Source organism: Gardnerella sp. DNF00550 (assembly GCF_049262685.1).
GTDB lineage: Bacteria > Actinomycetota > Actinomycetes > Actinomycetales > Bifidobacteriaceae > Bifidobacterium > Bifidobacterium leopoldii.
The window spans coordinates 932,347-954,219 of sequence record NZ_CP058397.1 but is presented as its reverse complement, the minus strand read 5'-3'; the positions used below and the strand labels follow the sequence as shown (position 1 = coordinate 954,219).

Below are 21,873 nucleotides of genomic sequence, written 5' to 3'. Positions count from 1 at the left end.
GGTAGTTTATGGCATCGTCGGCAGCAATTGGCGTTTTTGATTCGGGGCTTGGGGGAATTTCCGTAGCTCGTCAGTTGCATGCTGCTCTTCCGCATGAGCGAATTGTTTATTTCGGCGACTCTGCTAACGCGCCATACGGCATTAAAACTCCTGAAGAAGTTAAAAAGTTAAGCTTTGCAATTGTCGAGCATTTTGTTCGTTTAAATGTAAAAGCTGTTGTAATTGCTTGTAATACCGCCACTTCCGCAGCTGTGAACGATTTGCGCGCGCATTACAATATACCTATCGTAGGTATGGAGCCGGCGCTTAAATTAGCTTGCGATTTAGGTAAAGGTGAGTCTCAGCGCGTAATCGTAGCTGCAACTCCTCTTACTCTTCGCGAGCGCAAGTTTGCGGATTTGCTGCAACGTTTTTCGCAAAATAACACGATTTTTTCGCAGCCTTGCCCCGATTTAGTGCGTATTGTTGAGCGTGGGGAGCTTAATGATCGTGATGTAGTTTTTGCTGCTCTTCACAAGTATTTCGACGAGTATGATTTAGACAGTATTGATTCGGTTGTGCTGGGTTGTACTCATTTTGTGTTTTATAGGGATTATTTCCGCGAGTTTTTGCCTGCGCGCACGAATATTGTTGACGGCAACGAAGGAACTATTAATCATTTGCACAAAATATTGGAACTTAATAATGAGCTTGCAAGCGATTCTCAAGAAGGCAGCATAACTCTTACTAATTCGGATACAAGCTTGCGCATGCAGCAACTTGCGAAGAGCTTGTGCTGAAAGACTTGCGTTAAAATCTTGCGTTAAGACTTTGTGCTAAAAATCGCTCTTATTCAGCCAAAAAATACTTTAGAATATTGGCACAAAATCAAAGTAAGCAATGCCGCAATCCAAAGCACGTCTATGAGCAAGTCGTATCGCAAACGGTAGTAGCTTTCAACCAAGCTAAAACGCTTAACAAGCAATTTTTGCGAACTTACGCTTGCGTGAGTCAACGATATAAATTGCATTGTTGTGGAGAACATAAGCACAATGCACCACGGGCACAACGCGTGAATTACGAACATAGATTGCGAAAACAGCCAGTAAGCGTAGGCAAGTGCGCATAATCCACCAAGCCAAGTGCAAATTGCAAACCATCGCGGCACGCGTACGCGAATCATTCCAATAACTGCGAGCGTTACGAATACGCTTTCTGCAGCAATTCCAAAGAATGCGTTTGGGAAGCTTAATTCGCCAAATTTCACAATTTCTGCCTGCCAAGTTTGCGCAACTCTAGAGCAGGATACTACGCTGTTGAAGTCGCAGCTGAGCAGCTTATTAGGTTCGCGTGCTAAAGCAAGGGTTTCAGCAGAAAGTATAAGCGAAGTTACGAGTGCTACCGCAGAGAAAAATAGCATAATGCCATACGTCCATACTGCAGAGTGCCTCCATCCGCTAAGTGTTGTTTCATAGTCTTCTTTAGCGGCGTTAGTTTGCTCCATTGCTGCTCCTAAAAGTTACTAATTGCGAATGATGTGAATAATAATAAATAATAGCAAATAATTATGTGTGCATATTCATTTCTCGTTACATGGCACAGTTTACGATGATTATATGACCGCAATAAGCAACAACCAACACGACGCATCAAATCATGCTAGCGATAGCAACTCCAGCATGATGAATTTTGCGCGCGAACGCTGGGATTTGCACTGTCATACTGTTTATTCAGACGGTACTGCAACTCCAGAAGATTTAATTACGCAAGCTAAAATCGTTGGTTTGCAAGGTGTTGCTATTACTGACCACGACACAACTGCAGGATGGCATGATTTTCAAGAGGCTGCTAAGGCTTCGAATGTGCCAGTATTATTTGGTTCGGAGATTACAGCGCAAGACTCAGGCGTGTTTGTGCACATGCTCGCATACCAGTACAATCCGCAAAATAGCATGATTGTGAGCATGTTTGAGCTTACTAGGAAGCGTCGTTTTGATCGCACAAAGCATATGGTTGAATGTATGTCACGCGATTTTCCAATTACTTGGGATGACGTTTTAGCTCAAGCGAAGCTCGGTGACTTAACTACAATCGGGCGGCCGCATATCGCTGATGCTTTAGTAAAAGCTGGCGTGTACAAAACGCGTTCTGAGGCTTTTGCTGGGCCTATTTCTCCGTGTAGCCCGTACTATATACCAACTCCTTCTCCAAATGTTCGTGAAGTTATTGAGGCTGTTAAAGATGCTGGGGGAGTTGTTGTTATTGCGCATCCTGCTGATCCTACGCGTAACCGCGTGCTTCTTTCGGACGATCAAATTATATCGTTTGTTAAAGCTGGTCTTGACGGTTTAGAAGTGTATCATCGCGGAAATTCTAAAGCACAGCGTGAAAGACTGCTTTCTTTAGCGAGTAAGTGCGATTTGCTTGTGACGGGCGGCTCGGATTGGCATGGCTATGGTAAGCCAAATCGTTTGGGCGAAGAAACAACAAGCCGCGAAGTAGTATCGGAAATACTCTTGCGCGGCTATAAGCTCTAAAATGTTGCTGTAAAGTTTCTGTCGTTTTTTCGCTCGCAACCGACCGAAACTTTACTCCCGTGTAAAGTTTCTGTCGTTTTTTGGCGGTATTTCGACCTTTTCTTTACGCTGCTGTAAAGTTTTTGCCGTTTTTAGCGAAATTCCGCTATTTTAATTGAGCGCTCCGAAGCCTACTGAATGCTTTGGCGTATCGCCGATGAGTGCGTAAGACAGCGACGAAGCTGAGACCATAATAGTGCGCCCATTTACGTCCGTAAACTCAAGCATATCTTTGGAATCATCAATCACTTTGCGTACTTCTTCTGCGCTTTGGTTGGTTTCAAAATCGATGGAATCAGAAACGTTTTTTACTCCTAAAACAACTCGCATACATGCTCCTTTTGCTTTTTACGCTATTTATCGTTTTAATTAGTATTTAGTATTTTATTTATCTTAGTCTAAGTCTGCTTGTGCGTCGCGCATCGCTCGTTCTTCACGTTCCAGAAGAGGAATGATTACGGTTTCTGGTTTATCGTCATAGTCTTGCATATTTTTTTCTTCATCTTCAGAAAGTTTTGAGTCAGAAGAAGTCTCGTTTGCACTATCGACCTTACTGTCACGCTCAGCTATAACTTCATCCTTAACCTCAGAATCATTGTTGTTCTTGGTGTCCTTAGCTTCCTCAGCGCTACCAGCGTTATTGACGCTTTCAGGCTCATCACTAGCATAGCTATCAGCAGATTTACTCATTGCAGTTTGCACAATAGTTTCTGCGGTTTCGTGTACTGTTTGAGTTTTTACATGAGTAATTACTTGAGTTGCTGTGTCGTCAGCGAGTTGTGCTGCTTTTTCAGCCTCCTCAGCGTTAGCTGCGTATGTGCCAGCATATTGAACTTTGCGCTCATGAGTTTCGTCGCTTATAGTTTTGTTGCTATCGTAAGTCTCGTCTTGAGCGTTATTTAATTCAGTATTTCCTTCTGAAGTAATGTCTCGCTCATTAGTTTCGTCGCTATTTCCAGTGTTTAGTTGGTTTTCAGTAGAATTATTCTTAGAAATTTGGCGACTTTGAGTATTGTCATTTTCAAGAAGCGTTCCAACTGTAATAGTCGAGGCAGGATTTCCTGTAGCACGACCAGTTTTAGCAGTTTGTGCATTACTAATACGACTAAGCTCGTGCGCTAAACGTTCAACTTGAGCCTTAAAACGCATAATACTGGTGTTATCTGCACGTTGCAAAGCTTGAACAAAATCGCCAACTTGTTCCATTTGTAGCCACAAGTTTGCGCGGAGCATAATCAAACTATCTAAACGAGAACCCATAATCCTACCGTATGCAGAAAGCACTGCGTTTCGGCGCTGCTCGTTAAGTTTTGCAAAAATCCAAGCCAAATCGCGCGCAGGATCGTTAATTTGCATTCTTTGCCAATTTGTTACAGCAGTAATCGTTGAGCCGGTAAATAAAATGTCACCATCCATAAAACCGCCGTGTACTGGGCAAGTTTCAAATGACCACAATCCTTCAGTTTCCAACACTCTCGACCAACTGTCAGTAATTTCGGTTGGAATATGGCCGGCTTGACGAAGTCTTTTAATCCAACCGGTTAACTGTGCTCGAATTTGACCAGTAGTAAAAGCAGGGTATTTTCCGCGCGTCACGAAAGTAGGGCGCAAGCGATGAATAGCGCCGATTGCAGTTCCAACATTTGCGCAATCGTCGGTAGTAAGAAGACGCAAGTCGCGAGCGCTACCTTCAAGATGTTCACAAATAAGCACAGTGTCTTCATCGTTGTCGTTGGCAATAATGCTTGACATTCGTGTAGATTGCTGTTGAGTAGATTGCTTTTGCGCATATTGCTGGGTGCCAGCAACTGTAGAATTTCCAGCGGTTACATTATTTGCAACATTTCCAGTGTTATTATTGGCATCTTCGCGTTTTCCTGGCATAAACGTGAGCATAGTGTCGTAAGCGAATCCCAAAGCTGCCAAATCTTTACTGTGCTCAAGAGTCCATGCTGCGCGAGCCCGGTCATGCAAACGCTTGCGACCTTTACTATCCGCACTGATAAAAACGTCGTAAAGCTTACCGGAAATATCTTGCACAACGGCGTGAGAAATTCCAGCCGCGGTATCAGTGGCATTAACTTGCTCACTTTGGCGCGTTCCTGCAAACTGTACTTCGGGCATGGCTGCAGATGCCAGTGCTGCCAACTTGAATCTACTGAGTTGTGTCACACTCCCACAGTAATACAAAGCACCGAAATTTTGCCAATTTTTTGTAAGTTATACACATATTTTTATTCTTGTTGCGTAAGCGTTGCTATTGCTGCAACAATAGAATTATGAATTCTTCACCAGAAACTTCGCAAGTGACTTTGCAAGTGACGTCTAAAACTTCGCAAGTGACTTCTCCAGGAGCGCTTTTAGACGGGTTGGATGATTCGCAACGCGAAGCTGCTACCGCGCTAGAAGGGCCTGTGCGCATTATAGCTTGTGCAGGAGCTGGTAAAACGCGCACTATTACGCGCAGAATTGCGTATGCTTGCGCTACTGGTAAGTGGGATCCTGAAAGAGTTTTGGCAGTTACTTTTTCTGTAAAAGCAGCTGCGGAAATGAGATCGCGTATTGAGGCTCTTGGTGTAAGTAATGTTGGATGCGTCTCAACATTTCATTCTGCGGCTTTGCAACAAATTCGCAGCGTGTGGAACGACGTCTGTTCAGCACAATTCCCGTCAATTATGAATGATTCTCAGCAAATCATAGCTTCTGCGCTTAAACGTTATCGAGATTTTGCAGATATGACTTTGTTGCAAACTCGCGATATTTTGGCAGAAATTAATTGGGCGAAAGTTTCGCTTATTGCGCCTGACGATTACTTGCGTGTGTGCGCTTCTACGCATCGTTTGCCTCCTGCAGGCATAGAGCCGCAGCAATTTGTCGATATATATGAAGCTTACGAAACCGAAAAAAATGCGCATACTTGCATCGATTTTAACGATATTCTTCTACTTTGCTGCCATATTTTACGAAATTTTCCGGAAGCTGCAAACCGTATTAAGCAATCAATCGGATGGATCACAGTTGATGAATATCAGGATGTGTCTCCTTTACAGCATGAATTGTTGCGATTATGGATGGGGCAGAACCGCGATATTTGCGTAGTGGGCGATCCTGCGCAAACAATCTACTCGTTTGCAGGTGCGAATAGTTACTATTTGCTTTCATTTCCGCAAGAATTTGCGCCTCTTGGTGCAGATATTAATTTAAATACTGACTACCGCTCCACAGAACGCATCGTAGGTCTTGCTAATAGGGTGCTTGCTGCTTCTGCACATAAAAAGGATTACGTAAAAGTTAAAGCTGCAACGAAAGGTGGCGTTCGAGTTAGTCAGCAAGTTTTTGCCACCGATGTTGAAGAGGCTTTGGGCGTGGTTGAGCAAATTGCAAAACTTGTAAAAAGCGGTGCTGCGCATCTTGGGGAGTGCGCAATACTAACGAGAACCAATGCTCAACAGCAAGTAGTTTGTAAAGCGTTAAAAGCAGCAAAACTTCCGTATCGCGTGAGAAAAGACGTGGGGTGGCAGCGAAATGTTTTAGAGGATGCGCAAAGCTATGGTGCTCAAGGTATTTCTGACGTTTTTGCATTTTCTAATATTTCAACTGTTACTGTTTCAACTATTCATGCTGTTAAAGGTTTAGAGTTTGCGCATGTTTACGTAATTGGCTGTTCTGAAGGGCTTATTCCTTTTGGCTCTACGGCTGATGACAGCGCTTTGGAAGAAGAGCGCAGACTTATGTACGTTGCAATAACTCGCGCAGAAAAGACTTTGCATCTTTCTTACGCTTCTAGAAAAGACAGTGGAACTGGCATGAATCGTGTGCCTAGCCGCTTTCTGGCTTAATCTCGCGGCATAAACTTTACGCTCATGTAAAGTTTATGCCGTTTTTTGGCTTGCAACCGACTTTTTCTTTACGCTCATGTAAAGTTTCTGCCGTTTTTTGGTTGTGAACCGACCTTTTCTTTACACAGTTGCACAGTTTCTGCCGTTTTGAGCGTTGATGTCGATTATTCAGCTGGATTGTTATTGAATCAGGAGTTTTACAAGAGTTTTATTCGCCGTCAGCATCAGTTTCGTCGGAATTGCCGGATTCGTTACTGTTTTTGTTACCAGATTCGTTGCCAGCTTCGTTACCGGTTTCGCTGTTTTGCTTCTTTTGGCGCGCATCCTCTTCCAAAAGCTTGCTAAGTTCAGCATCCCAATCATTTGTGCCTAAATCGTCTTCTGTTAATTTTTCAAACGATTTTTCGTTAGGCGCATTTTCGATAGCGTTAGCAGTATTTTTGTTACTTTCGTAATTGTCCGCACTTTCGTGACTTTCGCTAGTTTTTTCAGTTGCTTCATTAGTTTGATTAGACTGAGTTTCTGTTGCATTTTTTGCAGCAGCTTCCGTTGCATCCTCCGCATCGGATTCTTTCGTAACTTCGTCACCAGCTTTACTTTCGTTACCAGCACCGTCACCTGCATTACCAACGCCAGCGTCTTTCGTAACTTCGCTAGCTTCCGGCAAAGTTGGCAACAAATCTGGATGACTCCACAAGCTATCTCGCTCCTCAATACCGCGCTCGCGAGTCAACTTTTCCCACAATTGTGATGCTTCACGCATACGGCGAGGGCGCAAGTGCAAACCAAGTAACGATTCAAACGTCACTTCTGCAGGCCCTCCCGCAGCTCGCTCGCGACGCATCATCTCTCGCAACTGCTCAATGTGCACAATATGAGCCATTCCAGACTGCCATGTGACGCAATCAACCCAACCTTCAACAAGTGCAAGCAAAGTTTCCAAACTGTGCAAAGCTTGACGCTGCTCTTCAGAATCATTGCTGCCAATATTTTGCAAATTAACAGCTCCTGAAATTGCTTCCGGATTCATTGTTTCCACGTCGCGAAGCTGTTCTTCCATAGCTTCTAAGTCAATGTTTATTCCGTTTGCGTACTTAATAATCAGCGCTTCAAATCGTGGCATAAGCCATGGCACGGATGCAAATAATCTTGCGTGTGCAGCTTCTCGCAAAGCCAAATAATTCATGACTTCTGTAATATCCAATTCCCACACTTTTGCATACTCAATGCAATTATATGGAATTAATCCGCCTGCAGGATTTTGTAAAAGCGCAAGACCTTGATCAAAACTGCCATGCACTTCGTGTGAAAGTGCTCCAGCTGCTTGACCTAGTTGCATAGCAAACGAAGTGTTTCCAAGCAGTTTCATTAGTTGCGCTGGATTATTCATTCCTTCAGGCAGCGGAATTGGCACAACTCCTGCAAATAATCCTTTTACTTCAGCATCATCCACATCACGGAATCGTTCTTCAATAACAGAAGTGAGTGCTTCATTTACTGATTTTGCAACAGGATTAGCGAATTTAACCCAAGCTTCCAGGGTTTTTTCTACCCAATCAGCTCTAGACAATACTTCTGGCGTTCCAGGAGCAGGATTGAAATTGCACGTTATATCTAGCCACAAGTTCGCTTGGCTTAAAGATCTTCGTGTGGCATCTGCTACGTCTGCATTTACATTTCCTTGATCGCCATTAGCGTGCTGTAGAGCAATAGATTGCGCTAACTTGCGATTAATTGGCCCTTCTTCAAGTGTTGCTTCCATTTCGTATGGATTATTAAGACCGCCTGCACTAAAAGCTTGCATCATTCCGCGAACTTCGTCTGGTTTAGGAAGCTTATCTGGATTCTGATTTAAGAGTTGTTCGCGTAGCTCAAAAGGAAGCTGATCAAGTTGTTTCCATGCTTCTTCTCCTTGTATTGGCCCAAAGCATTCAATGAGCCATTGGTGAATTGCATCGTCATTCATGAGCGTATCCTTCTCGTGCCACGTGTTGCATAATTTACAGTTTTTATTTTTATACGTTTCGTATCTGCACGTATTTGTACGTATTTTACACGTCTTTATATGCGAGTTTAGCGCATCTTCTTAATAAAAATATTTTTTTAATACAAATATTCTACTCGATAATATGGTTTTATGCGCTATAACTTGCGTGCAAATATATTTTAAAGCAAAACTATATAGGGCTTGTGTCATGATACAAGCATGTTTCGCTTTTCTACAGGTGCTAGTGTATTCCGTACGTGTTTTAGATTCTTGCGCTCGCTGCCTCATGCTTTAGTTTTGTACATTACTTCGCATTCTTTGCGATATTTTGCAGGATTCTTTACAGTAATTGTTGCGATTTTTGCGTTGTCGCTTCCAAGCGCATACGTCGTAGAAGAGCCTGGTCCAACACAGGATGTTTTAGGATCCCTATCCAATACTCCTGTGATTGATATGTCTGGTTCTCGAGTAAAAGAGAATCATGATACTGGCAAGTTATTGTTGATTACTGTAAATGTTTCTGGTGTTCCTGGATATGAAGTTTCAACATTTTATTCATTGACTTCATGGATGGATCCTCATAAAACTTTGTTGCCTCGTGAAGCTATTGTGCCAGTAGGGCAGAGTGCTGACGAGTATGAGAAGGAATCCACAAACGAGATGGATGATTCGCAAAGCCTTGCTCAAAATGTTGCGTTGCAGTACGCGTCTAAGCACCTTGGAATTAAAAAAGAAGATGTAAAAGTTCGTTTACATATTGAAGATATTGGTGGACCGTCTGCCGGAATGATGTACACTCTAGGGATTCTTGACAAACTTACTCCTGAACAAGAAACTGGTGGTAAGACGATAGCCGGAACTGGAACTATTGAAAAATCGCAAAAAATTGGCGAAATTGGCGGTATTCGGTTAAAGATGATTGCAGCTAAAAGAGATGGGGCCACTTGGTTCTTAGCACCTTACGATAATTGCAATGAAGTTGTTGGGCATGTGCCACAAGGCTTGCGCGTTGTAAGTGTAAAAACATTGGATGATGCTTACAGGGCGTTAAAAGCTATTGGTTCTGGTCATGGGGCAAATAAATTGCCAAGCTGCAATGTGAAATAAAACTACAAACCAAATAAAGCAGAAAATAGATAAAACAGAAAATAGATAAAAAAGAAAGTGGGCGATGAGGGACTCGAACCCCCGACATCCACCGTGTAAAGGTGGCGCTCTAGCCAGCTGAGCTAATCGCCCGTTCGCAACAAATTAAAAACATACATGATGGTGTGTACGAATGCAACGTGTGGCGCGCGTCGTAACAATCGCGTACAGTATACTGAATAAGAACATGTGCTCAGGAGGTCGATATTCGATGGCTCAGAAACCTGATACCGCTCGTAATGCTTCAGCAATGGAGCGTGTGGGTAAGCGTAAGTTAGGATATAACGTCGCGCAGGTGAATGCTTTTCTAGAGCGCGCTCACACTTTGTACGAAAGCGATGAAGCTCGACTCACGCAGAAAGATATTCAAGAGGTTTCTTTTGACTTGGAGCGTAATGGTTACATTATTGGTCAAGTTGATGCTGCGTTATCGCGTTTGGAACGTGCGGTAGTAGATAAGTGCACTGAGCAAGAATTGGCGCAATGCGGACGAGTTGCATGGAAAGCTCGTGTAGAAGCGCTTTATCGTAAACTTTTGCAACATGCGCAAAGAGATTATCGCGATCGTTTTGATCGTGGCTCTTCGCGTCACCCATCTTATGCGCGTAAACAAGTGGATATTATGGTTGATCAAGCCTTAGATAAGATTGCTCTTATGCTTGGTCATGAGCTTGAATGGGAAACAGACAAAGAAACATTGCAAGATATTGATTCTGCTTATGTTTCTAATGTGATTTTTACGCAAAAAAACGGTAAGCACGGTTATGATGAGCGCCAAGTTGACTACTATTTAAACGCTTGTGTGCGTTTGCTTAGCAGCTTGGAATCTTTTGAGCGTGTAGAACAGTATGTTGATGCGGATAATAGTAGTTCCTCATACTCTCGAGCAGAATCTGAATCTTATTCTGCTCCTGCTTCTGTTTCACCTTCTGTTTCTCCTTCTGTTATTCCTGTAACTAAAGCTGAAGAGCCTGCTAAATCCTCAGAATCTACGGAATCTTATAATCATTATGAAGAGCCTGTTCCATCATTTGCTCCTTCAATAAAGCCTGCATCTGATTTCAGTGCTGCTTCTGCAGCTTCTTCTGCTTCTGTTGCACCTTCAGCTTCTTCAATATTCAAACCTGTTGAGGATGCTGTGGAAGATGAAGACACTGCGGATAGGTTGCCTAAGATTGCACCTCGCTCAATACCTAGCGTGCCAAACCATGATAAACAAAGCATTTTTGCTCCTGTAGATTATGCTAATCAAGATTCCAATGATTCGTTTGAAGCGTTAAATAAGTCTGAGCGCGCAATATTTACACCTCATGCTGCTGCAAGTAAGCCTTCTAATGTTCTTAACGATACTGATAGCAATGATGAGCTTTTGCAAAGCGCTACAGTAATGCGAAACTCTTCTGAATCTTCTGTACTACCTCCTTCTTTCACTCCTGCAGCTCGTAATCGCAATAATTCACCTGCTGCACCTAAGCCTGTTGCGGCTCCTGCACCGGCTCCTGCTGAGTCAATTCCATCATTTGCTCCTCAAGATCCTGCACAGCATTCGTCGCAGCATTCCTCGCTTAATATTCCGGAGTTGCATGTTTCTGATTTGCAGCCGAGTAAGCCATTGAGTTTAGATATTCCAGATTTGTCATTCCCAATTATTGGCCATATTGATGAATCTACTAATTTCAGTAGATCTTCTCAAAGCGACGACGATTCGGAAAATAACGATCGTAATTAATCTAACTATTAAAAAAGATATAGTTTGATTCATGCCATTGTATCGCGATGAAGCTGTTGTGCTTCGTACTTTTCCTTTAGGTGAAGCGGATAGGATTGTTGTGCTTCTTACTAAGCGGCATGGTAAAGTTCGTGCTGTTGCGAAGGGAGTTCGTAGGCTTAAATCACGTTTTGGTGGTCGTCTTGAGCCGCTTATGCGTGTTGATTTGCTTCTTGCGCAAGGTAAATCTTTGGATGTAGTCTCGCAGGCTGTTTCTATTGCTGCTTATGCTGGTGAAATTTGTGCAGATTATACGTCCTATGAGTATGCAAACGTCATGCTTGAAGTTGTGGATTTGCTTGTTTCTAACGAATATACAGATGAATACAGGCGTGAATATCAAGATACGCTAGGGCAGTATCGTCTGCTTACTGCGGCTTTACTTTCATTGTCTAAGCATAAGCATTCTCCTGATGCTATTGGCATGTCGTATATATTGCGAGCATTGTCATTAGCTGGGTGGTCTCCGCGACTACAGGCTTGTGTTGTATGTGGCAAAAATGAAGATTTATGCTATTTTTCGCCTTGCACAGGTGGAATGATGTGTGCAAGTGATCACACTCCGGATTCAATAGTTTGTGCTAATTCGACGCGTTTGCAATTGTGTGCGCTTGCGCAAGGAAACTGGTCTGTTCTTGACGGAGTGTCGGTTGATTCTTCTACTATGCGATGCGTTCAGCAATGGGCTGAATATTATCTTGAGCGACCTATTCGTTCGATGGGGTTGTTACATTCGTAAGTATGGCTTTTGAAAACGTGGATTATAAGTCGCTTGATATTCCAGCGGCTCCTTTTAGTGACCCTTCTCGCATACCAGATTTTCCTAAGGGCAAAGTGCCTCGTCATGTCGGTGTGATTATGGACGGAAACGGACGCTGGGCAAAAGAGCGCGGAATGATTCGAACCGAAGGTCATAAAGCTGCAGAACCGGTAGTTTTTGACGTTATTGCAGGAGCTATAGAAGCAGGAGTTCGCTATTTAAGCTTATACACTTTTTCTACCGAAAATTGGAAGCGATCTCCGCAAGAAGTGCGCTTTTTAATGGGATTTTCTAGGGAGATTATTCATAGGCGAGTTGCACAAATGAACGAGTGGGGAGTGCGAGTTCGTTGGGCAGGTCGTCGTCCTCGTTTGTGGAAGTCTGTTATTGACGAGTTGGAAAAAGCGCAAGAAATCACCAAAAATAATAAAACTATTGACGTTGTTTTTTGCATAAATTACGGCGGTCGTGCGGAAATTGCGGATGCTTGCGCACAAATTGCGAAAGAAATTCGAGACGGCAAAATTAAAGGCGATCGCGTAAGTGAAAAAATGATTGCTGAGCACTTGTATAATCCGGATATTCCAGATTGCGATTTGGTGATTCGCACTTCCGGCGAGCAGCGCACTAGCAACTTTTTGCCTTGGCAAGCATCCTACGCGGAACTTGATTTTGTGCCGGAACTATTCCCGGATTACGGTCGCGAAGCGCTGTGGAGATCAATTGACCGTTATGCGCATCGCGACCGCAGATTTGGTGGCGTAAAAAATGCCTAGTATCTCACTAAGATTTGTTACTTTTCGCTAGCGAGCCAAGCGCAAGCTGCTACGACTGCAGCTGCTAATCCGCGATTAAGAGTGGGCTGCAAATCTGGGGCGAATGCCGGATTGTGATTTCCAGGAGCATTCTGCATATCCGCAAAACCACCTAAGCCCCAGTAAGCGTAAGGAGTTTTAAAAGCGTTCGCGACTATAGAAAAATCTTCCGAAGCAGAAGCGCGCGAAATATCTACAGAATCTTCTCCAAAGTATTCATCAAAAGCTTTACGCACGCGCAAAGACGCATTCTGATCATTATTCGTAAGCGGATAGCGATCATAATACGTAAACTCTGGTTCTTTAGGACATCTTGCAAGCTCGCACTCTCCACGCACAATTCGTTCAATAGCATTGTGCACAAATTCTTGAGTATCTTCGCTATAAGTTCTTGTGTTAATTAAAAGCTCGGCATCATCAGGAATAATATTCGACTTACTTCCTGCATTAAGCGCGCCAACTGTAACAATTGCGTAATCTTTAGCTGCAAGTTCGCGAGAAACAATCGTCTGCAATTTAAGCACAATTGATGAAGCAACAACCACCGGGTCAACGCTCAACTCAGGCATAGAACCATGCGAACCTTTACCAAAAATGTGCACGCGAATCGAAGCTGCAGTAGTTAAGAATGCGCCCGAACGAATACCGACTGTTCCTGCAGGAATAGCACCCAACACATGCTGACCAAGGTAAACGTCGGGCTTTGCAATCATGCTCGTAATGCCATTTTCCACCAAGTCTTTTGCGCCTTGAGCTGTTTCTTCTCCAGGCTGAAAAACGCCAATGTACGTTCCTCTCCAAGCATCTTTATGTTCATTAAAAGCCTTCAAGGCACCAAGTAGGCTGGAAATATGAAAATCGTGACCGCAAGCGTGTGAAACTCCAACCGTTTTGCCATTTTCGTCTTGCGTGCTAACTGTTGAAGTGTAATCTTTTCCTGAATTTTCTTTAATTGGAAGCGCATCGATATCCGCTCTCATAGCAACAACAGGACCTTCGCCGTTTTTAATTTCTGCCACAACGCCTGTTTTTCCAACTCGCTTTGTTTCAATCCCAGCTTTGCTAAGAATATCAATAATTGTTTGAGCTGTATGATCTTCTTTCATTGACAGTTCAGGATGTTGATGAAAGTATTTGTATTGTTTTTCTCGTTCTGCTTGGGTTTCATCTAAATCGGATAATATTTTCTGAACTGCCGTAAGTTGCAGCATAAATTCCTGCTTTCCTTTGTTTTATTATAACTTTTTTGAGTTTTGAGATTATTTGAGATTATTTGATTTCAGTTTTATTCTTCTTTATTCCGTTCGTTGAGAATTTTATCTACAAGCGCACTTTTTGCGTCAATTTGATTGCTAAAACCAGGGCGAATATCTAATTTTAGTATTACTCCGGTACGGTATCCTTTGCTGACTAAAGCCATTGTAGCGTCTTTTACAACGCGCATAACGTCATCAAATTCGCCCTCAATATTCGTGAACATTGCGTTAGTTTCGTTCTTTAATCCAGAATCGCGAATTACTTGTACGGCATCCGCCACGTACTCGCTCAACTCGTCTCCGACTCCGCTTGGAGCAATACACAACGCTGCGACCGTGTTAGTTTTGTGAGCGTTTGTGTGGTCGTTTGTATTCCCGTTATTATTTTCACTCATAGTAACAATCCCTTTAAAATCGTAATCTTACGCAAATTTAGCAAAACAAGACAACGCCAAATAATGCGTCAACAAACTTATAAATTTGCGTTACTTTAACAGTTACTTTAACAATTTTACAAGCGTCACAGGGTTTTTCTATAATAGCAACGTTTTCACCCGAATTTTCTAGTTTTACGAAAAGGTGTATTGTGGCTGTTTCAAAGCTTGATGAAGTCGTCTCCTTGGCTAAGCGTCGAGGATTTGTGTTCCCAGCCGGCGAAATTTACGGTGGCACGCGTTCTGCGTGGGATTACGGTCCGCTTGGTGTTGCGTTGAAAGATAATATCAAGCGCGAATGGTGGCGCTACATGGTGACCACGCGTGGAGATGTTGTTGGAGTGGATACTTCCGTTATTCTGCCTTCACAGGTGTGGGTTGCCTCCGGTCACGTTTCCGTGTTTAACGATCCTTTGATCGAGTGCTTGAATTGCCATAAGCGTCATCGTGCAGATAAGTTGGAAGAGTCTTATGCTGAAAAGCATGGCGACAAAATGCCAGAAAATGGATTAAAAGACATTGCTTGCCCAGATTGCGGTACTCGCGGAAACTGGACTGAGCCACGCGACTTCAACATGATGCTTCGCACTCATTTAGGACCGGTTGAAGACGAAAATAGCTTGCATTATTTGCGTCCAGAAACAGCTCAGGGCATTTTCGTTGATTTTAAGAATGTCATGACTTCTACTCGTCAAAAGCCACCTTTCGGTATTGCAAATATTGGTAAGTCTTTCCGCAACGAAATTACGCCTGGAAACTTCATCTTCCGCACTCGCGAGTTTGAGCAGATGGAAATGGAATTCTTCGTAGAGCCTGGAACCGACGAAGCTTGGCACCAGTATTGGATTGACACTCGCGTGCGTTGGTATGTGGATTTGGGTGTGAAGCCAGAAAACTTGCGCATGTATGAGCATCCTAAGGAGAAGCTCAGCCACTATTCCAAGCGCACTGTCGATATTGAATACAAATTCGGCTTCCAAGGTTCGGATTGGGGAGAGCTTGAGGGTATTGCAAACCGTACTGACTACGATTTGTCTGCTCATGCTAAGCATTCCGGCGAGGATTTGAGCTACTTTAACCAGGCTACTGGCGAAAAGTATGTGCCTTACGTTATTGAGCCTGCGGCTGGTCTCACGCGCTCGCTTATGGCATTCTTGGTTGATGCTTACGACGTTGACGAAGCTCCAAACACTAAGGGCGGAGTTGACAAGCGCACTGTTCTTCGACTTGATCCTCGTTTGGCTCCTGTTAAAGCTGCAGTTTTGCCTTTGAGCAAGAAGCCAGAATTGCAAGCTGTTGCTCAAGATTTGGCTGCAGATTTGCGTCAGCATGATTGGGTTATCGATTACGATGAGGCTGGTGCTATTGGTCGCCGCTATCGTCGTGAGGACGAAATTGGTACTCCTTTGTGCGTAACAGTCGACTTCGATACTTTGGAAGATCATGCTGTTACAATTCGCGAGCGCGACACTATGCAACAAGAGCGCGTTTCCTTGGACAAGGTTGCAGATTACGTTGCTAGCCGAATTAACGAAAAACGTGTTAAGTATCCGCAAGGTCCTGTTGAAATCGTTGGTACTCGTGCAGCCGACGGTGCTACGGATATTGCTAAAGAAGCTGGCGAAGACGAGTCTAAGCCTGTACAAATCGCTACTGCTGGCGGATTGTACTAATACGCGTTTGAGTAGTGCTTAAGCATTAATAAGCAAAATTATTATTATAGTGAACGGAGTTAAAGCAATATGAATTTTTCTATAAAACCAGTGGATTTAGGGAAAGTTCATATTGCAACTCCTGTTGTTCTATCTCCAATGGCTGGGATCACTAACTGGCCATTTCGCGTAATTTGCCGCGAATTTGGTCCGGATGGGCTTTACGTAGCAGAAATGATTACAGCGCGAGCTTTAGTTGCAAGAAATCCAAAAGCGCTTAGACTTTGCCGTTTTGCTCCTAGCGAAAAAGTGCGCTCTTTGCAGCTTTATGGTGTAAATCCTTCTATTGTTGAGCAGGCAGCTCGAATTGTTGTAGACGAAAACATGGCTGACCACGTTGACTTAAACTTCGGTTGCCCAGTTCCAAAAGTGACGCGACGCGGTGGCGGTTCTGCTCTTCCTTGGAAAACTGATTTGTTGCAAGAAATTTTGCATCGCGTTGTTTCTATTTGTGAGCCAGCAGGAATCCCTGTTACGGCTAAATTCCGTGTTGGAATTGACGAGAATCATGAAACTTTTATTCAAGCTGGTCATATTGCACAAGAAGAAGGATGCGCTGCTGTAACTTTGCATGCTCGCACAACTGCAGAATATTACGGTGGTCATTCAGACTGGCAACGTATTGGGGAGCTTGTAGAGGCGCTGAATATCCCCGTTTTTGGCAATGGTGATATTTGGGGTGCGGAAGATGCGCTCGCAATGTTTAAGGAAACTGGTTGCGCTGGCGTTGCTATCGGTCGAGGATGCCAAGGTCGCCCATGGTTGTTTGCTGATATTCGCAATGCTTGCGAAGGTAGCGATAATCGTGTGAATCCTACTTTGGCAGAAGTTGGTTCCGTTATTTTGCGTCACTTGAAGCTTTTAGTTGAGTTTTATGATGGTGACGAGCGTATGGCTGTTCACGACTTGCGTAAGCATGTTGCTTGGTATTTAAAGGGCTTTCCTGTTGGCGGTGGCACTCGTAAAGCGTTTATGGAGTGCGAGTCGATTGAGGATGTTCAACGTAATCTCGATATGCTTGATGGTTCTCTTCGTTTGCCAGAAAAGGTGTTAGACACGCCGCGTGGACGAGTTAGATTTGCTAAAAAAGTTCATTTGCCGTATGGGTGGTTAGATTCTCGTACAACTAGTCACGAAGAGCGAGAGGCGTTATTTGGTGATGATCCAATGGATGCAAGTTACTAATGTTTTCTAGGGCTTTCGTCATTTTTTTGCTCTGATTATTTCGAGAATATTCTATTAAAATCACCTTGTGCTCATATTTGCATATAGCACGGTGTATTATCAAAGCAGTGACATTTTTTCAGTTTATTGTGAAAACGTCGTCAGTATCGAGCGTTTTGCGCTAAAATATTGTGTAAACGTGCGTGAGTGACAGGAGATAACGGTGAGCGAGATTGCCCAGACTGACAATTTCAACGACAAAACCATCATCAAGGTAGTCGGCGTCGGTGGTGCCGGCGGTAACGCCGTCAATCGGATGATCAGCGAGGGCCTACAGAATGTAGAGTTTGTGGCCATTAATACTGACGCTAAAGATTTACTGCGTTCTGATGCTGATGTAAAGATTTCATTATCTGATGCTTCGAGCCGAGGCTTAGGCGCTGGTGCTGATCCTGAAAAGGGTGCTAAGGCTGCGCAGGATCATCAATCAGACATTGAAGAGGCACTTAAGGGTGCTGACATGGTGTTTGTTACCTGCGGTGAAGGCGGCGGCACAGGTACTGGTGCAAGCCCAATTGTGGCTCGTGCAGCTCATCAGCAAGGTGCTTTGACTATTGCTGTTGTTACACGTCCATTCGGTTTTGAAGGACCACAACGTGCTGCATCTGCAAAACTTGGTATCGAGAATCTTCGCAAAGAAGTTGACGCGTTGATTGTTATTCCAAACGATCGTCTTTTGGAAATTTCTGATCGTACTATTGGAATTATTGAAGCATTTAAGACGGCAGATACTGCGTTGCTCGCAGGTGTGCAAGGCATTACTGATTTAATTACCATGAATTCTTACATTCATGTTGATTTCTCTGATGTTACAGCTGTTCTTCGCGGAGCAGGTACCGCATTGTTCGGTATTGGTGCTGCAAAAGGCGAGGATCGTGCAACTCAGGCAGCTGAAATTGCTATTAGCTCCCCATTGCTGGAAGAAAGCATTGAGGGTGCTCACGGTGCTTTGATTAATATCGCAGGTCCAAGTGATTTGAAGCTTCAGGAAGCTTCTGCTGCAACTGAACTTGTTCGTAAAGCTATTCATCCAGAAGCTCAAATTATTTGGGGTCTTTCCCTCGATGATTCTTACGGCGATGAGGTTCGAGTTACGGTTATTGCTGCTGGATTTGATGCTCATCCTAAGGCGGAGGAGTCCTCAGCTAAAGCTGGTCAGTTTGTTGATATGCAAGCAGATGTTAAGCCTGTAGCTCCTGCACAGTCTACCTCATCTTTCAAAGAGGAAGCTCAAGCTGCTCCACAAGTAGAACAACCTGCTTCTATGCCTTCTATGTTTGAGCCTGCAATGAATCAGCAATATTCTCCTGCGGCAGCTCCTGTACAGCAGCCTGCTGAACCTGACGAATTAGATATTCCTGATTTTCTGCGTTAAGCGTGACGAGAGGAGGGTTGCTTCATGGCTGGCTTTATGAAGAACGTGATGTCATACGTTGGTATGGCAGATGTGCCTGAGGATGATGATTATGCTGAATCTGATGTTCAAGAAACGTCATTCGATAATGATCGCTCGGTAACTCCTGCTGTGTCGCAACATGGTAATGATTTACGTGGTGGTTCTGCTCGTGCGAATGCTAGTCGTATGAGTCGTATCACTACAATTCATCCTAAGTCTTACGATGATGCGCAAATGGTAGGTCGTGCTTTGCGTGACGGTGTTCCAGTGGTTTTAAACCTTACTGGTGTAACTGAATCGGTTGCGTATCGTATTGTTGATTTTTCTGCTGGAGTTGTATTTGGTGTTCGCGGTTCTATTGAGCGTGTGACTCCTAGGGTATTTTTGCTAAGCCCAGCACAAGTGAATATCAAAGTAGAGGATGCTCCGAACGACAATACTGCGCGTGACTTGTTCTCCTAAAAATTGTATTTGCTAAAGAATTAATTGAGCAGCGTTTGTTTAACAACTTTCGCTGCTTTTTTATACTTTTTGGTAGCATAAAAGCGATGCGTACGAGCATGACTAAAATCATGCGAATTTAAACTAAAGGCATGTAACCCAAATAACGAAAGTAATCTCATGAGCACTGAAAATGAAAACGAAAACACTATGCAAGCCAAGCAACGCACTGTATTGTCATTTGTGCGTCGTTCTGGGCGCTTAGATGCGCGTTTACAGCACGCTCAGGAGCGTTATGCAAGTCAGTACCTGCTAGACGTTACTGAAGCGCCTGGCTCATTTAGATTGCGCGAAAATTTGAATATTACGCATGATTGGATTAGCGATAAGTGGGGGAATGATAATCCGCTTATTGTTGAAATTGGTTCCGGGCAAGGCGAAAACATTGTTGCCGCAGCTGAACGTTTGCCGGAAACTAACTTTTTAGCGCTTGAAGTTTATGATCCAGGCGTTGCTCACACAATGCTTCTTGCTGGAAAGCAAGGTTTGACTAATCTTCGTATTGCGCAAATTAACGCTCCTGATTTCTTCGCTGCGTGCGACTGCGGAGTTTTAGAAGAAGTTTGGACTTTCTTCCCGGATCCATGGCCTAAAATGCGCCACCATAAGCGTCGTATTGTGCAGCCAGAGCTTGCCTCTACAATACACCAGGCGTTGCGTAGAGGGGGTGCGTGGCGCATTGCTACAGATATTGAGGACTACGCTTTGCATGTGCATGAGATTATGGATTCTCGCGAAGATTTTGCAAATATTGGCGAATTAAGCGCAAGTCTTCCAATTGAGCATGTAGGGAAAGGTACAGCTGATACTGCAGCAGCTCTTCCGCACGCAGATTTTAGCGAGTCTGAGCGCTTTGCTGGTCGAGTTCTTACGAATTTTGAGCGCAAAGGCTTGGAAGCTGGTCGCACGATTCACGACTTCACCTACATAGTACAATAATGCTTTGCCGCCGCTGTTCTCGTAGCTTTGCAGTTGTACTTAGCCTCAACACGCCGTGAGTTGCGCGACTCTTTTTTGAGTGTTAATATCATATGGTTTGGTTCGAAGCCCCCTTCGTCTAACGGTTAGGACACCAGACTTTCAATCTGACAACAAGAGTTCGACTCTCTTAGGGGGTACAAATTACAACGCCGCTGGGTTTCCAGCGGCGTTTTTCGTTTTTCGTATTTCTGATTTTTGTATTTCTATTTTTACTGCTTACCCTATTTTTGCGCAGCAATTAGTTTTTCATATATTTTTTCTATAAATCGATATAACATCTGACAATGTATTAAATATCACAAAAGGTATGTTGTGCTTTTTAGAGATGATACACTTTCTCATTGGTACTTCTGCCCGGGCTGCGTAGGTCAGGAAGTATTCAATTCAGTAATTTACAATGCGCAGCAGCTTAAAAAAGGATTTCCTATGAGCGATATTTTCAATACAAATAATAATGGATTAGAATCATCTAATTGTGTAACGGATCAAGTGGATAGTAATGCTGCTTCTAGTATTAATAGGGTTGTAAGCATGCGTTGGCGTGTTGCAGATATCGCATTAGGTGCTGCTCTTGCTGCTGTTTTTGGCGTTATCTTGTATGGCTATGGCTTGGTGTTTATTCCTTTGATTCGTACTTTGAATGCAGCTGTTCTTCCTGGTTTTGCAAGCATCACGCATGGTGTTTGGTATTTGTCTGGAACTCTTGCAGTTTTGCTTATTCGTAAACCAGGTTCTGCAGTGTATGTAAATGTTGTTGCAGCATTTGTACAGGTGCTTCTTGGAACTCCGTTTAATATGCGAGATACGCTTATTTCCGCACTTTTGCAGGGTGTGTTTGCGGAGATTCCGTTCTTAATTTTCCGTTTGCGAAAGTTTAATTTGACTTTAAGCGTTGTATCTGGATTATTGGTAGCGTTTGAGTATGGAGTTTACTTAACATTTACTAAGTATCAAGGTAAGGCTCCAACTTATATTACTATTCACATGCTTAATGAGCTTATTAGTGGATTGCTGCTTTCTGGAGTGCTTGTGTGGTTTGTGTATTTAGCTTTGCGCAAAACTGGTGCTCTTGATAACTTCGCATCTGGACGTTCTGACCGAGCTTGAAATCATCGGGATTTCAAGCTCCTTCAGAGCGTCGAGCTTGCTCAGGTTGAAAGCACGGTGTGCTTTCAACGCAAGCGAGGTCTGCCTTCGTCGTTATTGACGGAGGCAGATTTTGGTTGGTGTGGTTTTGTGTTGGGTTTTGTTTTTGTTTGTTTGGATTTTGACTGAGCTTGAAATCATCGGGATTTCAAGCTCAGTAATCCTAAGCAAGGTCAAAAATTCGACTCACTGAGTTGGCGACGTTTATGGGTATGTGCTAATCTAGTCGTTGCTAACTTTGTTAGCGTGGGGCTTTAGCTCAGTCGGTTAGAGCAGCGGACTCATAATCCGTCGGTCCAGGGTTCAAGCCCCTGAGGCCCCACAAGATATTAATAATGCCACTTCATTATGGT

The 21,873-nt window shown here is 43.6% G+C and carries 19 protein-coding genes and 3 tRNA genes; 15 read left to right on the top strand and 7 right to left on the bottom strand.

Annotated features, from left to right (window positions below; translation table 11 throughout):
* Positions 1-8: 8 nt before the first annotated feature.
* Positions 9-779, top strand: a complete 771-nt coding sequence (murI, locus tag HXT29_RS03675) for a glutamate racemase (protein ID WP_422118283.1) — start codon at positions 9-11, stop codon at positions 777-779.
* Positions 780-832: 53 nt separating this feature from the next.
* Here the strand turns inward: murI and HXT29_RS03670 are convergent, their stop codons facing one another.
* On the bottom strand, positions 833-1,483 hold the full coding sequence (locus tag HXT29_RS03670; RefSeq protein ID WP_101885943.1) for a vitamin K epoxide reductase family protein: 651 nt from the start codon (positions 1,481-1,483) through the stop codon (positions 833-835).
* Between the two features lie 112 nt (positions 1,484-1,595).
* On the opposite strand from HXT29_RS03670, the gene HXT29_RS03665 reads away from it, so the two are divergent.
* Complete coding sequence (locus tag HXT29_RS03665) at positions 1,596-2,516, top strand: PHP domain-containing protein (protein WP_410297421.1); 921 nt, start codon at positions 1,596-1,598, stop codon at positions 2,514-2,516.
* A gap of 150 nt (positions 2,517-2,666) precedes the next feature.
* On the opposite strand, the gene HXT29_RS03660 is transcribed toward HXT29_RS03665, so the two are convergent.
* Together HXT29_RS03660 and HXT29_RS03655 are read right to left on the bottom strand one after the other, a co-directional pair.
* Positions 2,667-2,885: a DUF3107 domain-containing protein gene (locus tag HXT29_RS03660; RefSeq protein ID WP_004573894.1), complete on the bottom strand. Its 219-nt coding sequence runs from the start codon at positions 2,883-2,885 to the stop codon at positions 2,667-2,669.
* A 63-nt stretch (positions 2,886-2,948) separates the two neighbouring features.
* The gene (locus tag HXT29_RS03655; RefSeq protein ID WP_422118464.1) at positions 2,949-4,679 is read right to left on the bottom strand and encodes a phosphotransferase; all 1,731 of its coding nucleotides are present in this window, start codon (positions 4,677-4,679) and stop codon (positions 2,949-2,951) included.
* Positions 4,680-4,834: 155 nt separating this feature from the next.
* On the opposite strand from HXT29_RS03655, the gene HXT29_RS03650 reads away from it, so the two are divergent.
* Complete coding sequence (locus HXT29_RS03650) at positions 4,835-6,394, top strand: ATP-dependent helicase (RefSeq protein WP_422118282.1); 1,560 nt, start codon at positions 4,835-4,837, stop codon at positions 6,392-6,394.
* 208 nt (positions 6,395-6,602) lie between these two features.
* Here the strand turns inward: HXT29_RS03650 and HXT29_RS03645 are convergent, their stop codons facing one another.
* Positions 6,603-8,360 carry a zinc-dependent metalloprotease gene (locus tag HXT29_RS03645; protein ID WP_422118281.1) on the bottom strand — a complete coding sequence of 586 codons (1,758 nt, stop codon included), beginning with the start codon at positions 8,358-8,360 and terminating at the stop codon, positions 6,603-6,605.
* Between the two features lie 240 nt (positions 8,361-8,600).
* Between HXT29_RS03645 and HXT29_RS03640 the strand changes: the two genes are divergently transcribed.
* The gene (locus HXT29_RS03640; protein WP_422111933.1) at positions 8,601-9,488 is read left to right on the top strand and encodes a PDZ domain-containing protein; all 888 of its coding nucleotides are present in this window, start codon (positions 8,601-8,603) and stop codon (positions 9,486-9,488) included.
* Positions 9,489-9,546: 58 nt separating this feature from the next.
* Here HXT29_RS03640 and HXT29_RS03635 read toward each other — a convergent pair.
* Positions 9,547-9,620, bottom strand: a tRNA-Val gene (locus HXT29_RS03635).
* Positions 9,621-9,738: 118 nt separating this feature from the next.
* On the opposite strand from HXT29_RS03635, the gene HXT29_RS03630 reads away from it, so the two are divergent.
* The 3 genes from HXT29_RS03630 to HXT29_RS03620 are packed head-to-tail and all read left to right on the top strand — an operon-like array spanning position 9,739 to position 12,831.
* Positions 9,739-11,256 (top strand): DivIVA domain-containing protein, encoded by a 1,518-nt coding sequence (locus HXT29_RS03630; protein WP_422118280.1) that lies wholly within the window; start codon positions 9,739-9,741, stop codon positions 11,254-11,256.
* Between the two features lie 31 nt (positions 11,257-11,287).
* Complete coding sequence (gene recO, locus HXT29_RS03625; protein ID WP_101885947.1) at positions 11,288-12,034, top strand: DNA repair protein RecO; 747 nt, start codon at positions 11,288-11,290, stop codon at positions 12,032-12,034.
* A gap of 2 nt (positions 12,035-12,036) precedes the next feature.
* A complete protein-coding gene (locus tag HXT29_RS03620) occupies positions 12,037-12,831 on the top strand; it encodes an isoprenyl transferase (protein WP_004105147.1) in 795 nt (264 codons plus the stop codon).
* A 17-nt stretch (positions 12,832-12,848) separates the two neighbouring features.
* On the opposite strand, the gene HXT29_RS03615 is transcribed toward HXT29_RS03620, so the two are convergent.
* Both HXT29_RS03615 and HXT29_RS03610 read right to left on the bottom strand, forming a co-directional pair.
* On the bottom strand, positions 12,849-14,081 hold the full coding sequence (locus HXT29_RS03615) for a M20 family metallopeptidase (protein ID WP_004573901.1): 1,233 nt from the start codon (positions 14,079-14,081) through the stop codon (positions 12,849-12,851).
* Between the two features lie 74 nt (positions 14,082-14,155).
* On the bottom strand, positions 14,156-14,521 hold the full coding sequence (locus HXT29_RS03610; RefSeq protein WP_004105145.1) for an MTH1187 family thiamine-binding protein: 366 nt from the start codon (positions 14,519-14,521) through the stop codon (positions 14,156-14,158).
* A gap of 191 nt (positions 14,522-14,712) precedes the next feature.
* On the opposite strand from HXT29_RS03610, the gene HXT29_RS03605 reads away from it, so the two are divergent.
* From HXT29_RS03605 to HXT29_RS03570, 8 genes are all read left to right on the top strand, one after another.
* Entirely contained in the window at positions 14,713-16,233 is a 1,521-nt protein-coding gene (locus tag HXT29_RS03605) for a glycine--tRNA ligase (protein ID WP_004105144.1), read from the top strand.
* 69 nt (positions 16,234-16,302) lie between these two features.
* On the top strand, positions 16,303-17,457 hold the full coding sequence (gene dusB / locus HXT29_RS03600; RefSeq protein WP_415706199.1) for a tRNA dihydrouridine synthase DusB: 1,155 nt from the start codon (positions 16,303-16,305) through the stop codon (positions 17,455-17,457).
* Between the two features lie 202 nt (positions 17,458-17,659).
* Entirely contained in the window at positions 17,660-18,871 is a 1,212-nt protein-coding gene (gene ftsZ, locus HXT29_RS03595) for a cell division protein FtsZ (protein ID WP_032835254.1), read from the top strand.
* Positions 18,872-18,895: 24 nt separating this feature from the next.
* A complete protein-coding gene (locus tag HXT29_RS03590) occupies positions 18,896-19,354 on the top strand; it encodes a cell division protein SepF (protein WP_004105139.1) in 459 nt (152 codons plus the stop codon).
* A gap of 159 nt (positions 19,355-19,513) precedes the next feature.
* Complete coding sequence (trmB, locus tag HXT29_RS03585; RefSeq protein ID WP_116442639.1) at positions 19,514-20,332, top strand: tRNA (guanosine(46)-N7)-methyltransferase TrmB; 819 nt, start codon at positions 19,514-19,516, stop codon at positions 20,330-20,332.
* Between the two features lie 107 nt (positions 20,333-20,439).
* Positions 20,440-20,511, top strand: a tRNA-Glu gene (locus HXT29_RS03580).
* Positions 20,512-20,800: 289 nt separating this feature from the next.
* Entirely contained in the window at positions 20,801-21,481 is a 681-nt protein-coding gene (locus tag HXT29_RS03575; protein ID WP_032835265.1) for an ECF transporter S component, read from the top strand.
* 287 nt (positions 21,482-21,768) lie between these two features.
* Positions 21,769-21,842, top strand: a tRNA-Ile gene (locus HXT29_RS03570).
* Positions 21,843-21,873: the final 31 nt, after the last annotated feature.

Coding starts and splice junctions, on each gene's coding strand:
- HXT29_RS03660 (WP_004573894.1), bottom strand. CDS start 2,885: ATGCGAGTTGTTTTAGGAGTAAAAAACGTTTCTGATTCCATCGATTTT.
- trmB (WP_116442639.1), top strand. CDS start 19,514: ATGAGCACTGAAAATGAAAACGAAAACACTATGCAAGCCAAGCAACGC.
- HXT29_RS03590 (WP_004105139.1), top strand. CDS start 18,896: ATGGCTGGCTTTATGAAGAACGTGATGTCATACGTTGGTATGGCAGAT.
- HXT29_RS03630 (WP_422118280.1), top strand. CDS start 9,739: ATGGCTCAGAAACCTGATACCGCTCGTAATGCTTCAGCAATGGAGCGT.
- HXT29_RS03665 (WP_410297421.1), top strand. CDS start 1,596: ATGACCGCAATAAGCAACAACCAACACGACGCATCAAATCATGCTAGC.
- HXT29_RS03645 (WP_422118281.1), bottom strand. CDS start 8,360: ATGAATGACGATGCAATTCACCAATGGCTCATTGAATGCTTTGGGCCA.
- murI (WP_422118283.1), top strand. CDS start 9: ATGGCATCGTCGGCAGCAATTGGCGTTTTTGATTCGGGGCTTGGGGGA.
- HXT29_RS03640 (WP_422111933.1), top strand. CDS start 8,601: ATGTTTCGCTTTTCTACAGGTGCTAGTGTATTCCGTACGTGTTTTAGA.
- dusB (WP_415706199.1), top strand. CDS start 16,303: ATGAATTTTTCTATAAAACCAGTGGATTTAGGGAAAGTTCATATTGCA.
- HXT29_RS03655 (WP_422118464.1), bottom strand. CDS start 4,679: ATGCCCGAAGTACAGTTTGCAGGAACGCGCCAAAGTGAGCAAGTTAAT.
- HXT29_RS03610 (WP_004105145.1), bottom strand. CDS start 14,521: ATGAGTGAAAATAATAACGGGAATACAAACGACCACACAAACGCTCAC.
- HXT29_RS03615 (WP_004573901.1), bottom strand. CDS start 14,081: ATGCTGCAACTTACGGCAGTTCAGAAAATATTATCCGATTTAGATGAA.
- HXT29_RS03575 (WP_032835265.1), top strand. CDS start 20,801: ATGAGCGATATTTTCAATACAAATAATAATGGATTAGAATCATCTAAT.
- HXT29_RS03620 (WP_004105147.1), top strand. CDS start 12,037: ATGGCTTTTGAAAACGTGGATTATAAGTCGCTTGATATTCCAGCGGCT.
- HXT29_RS03650 (WP_422118282.1), top strand. CDS start 4,835: ATGAATTCTTCACCAGAAACTTCGCAAGTGACTTTGCAAGTGACGTCT.
- HXT29_RS03670 (WP_101885943.1), bottom strand. CDS start 1,483: ATGGAGCAAACTAACGCCGCTAAAGAAGACTATGAAACAACACTTAGC.
- recO (WP_101885947.1), top strand. CDS start 11,288: ATGCCATTGTATCGCGATGAAGCTGTTGTGCTTCGTACTTTTCCTTTA.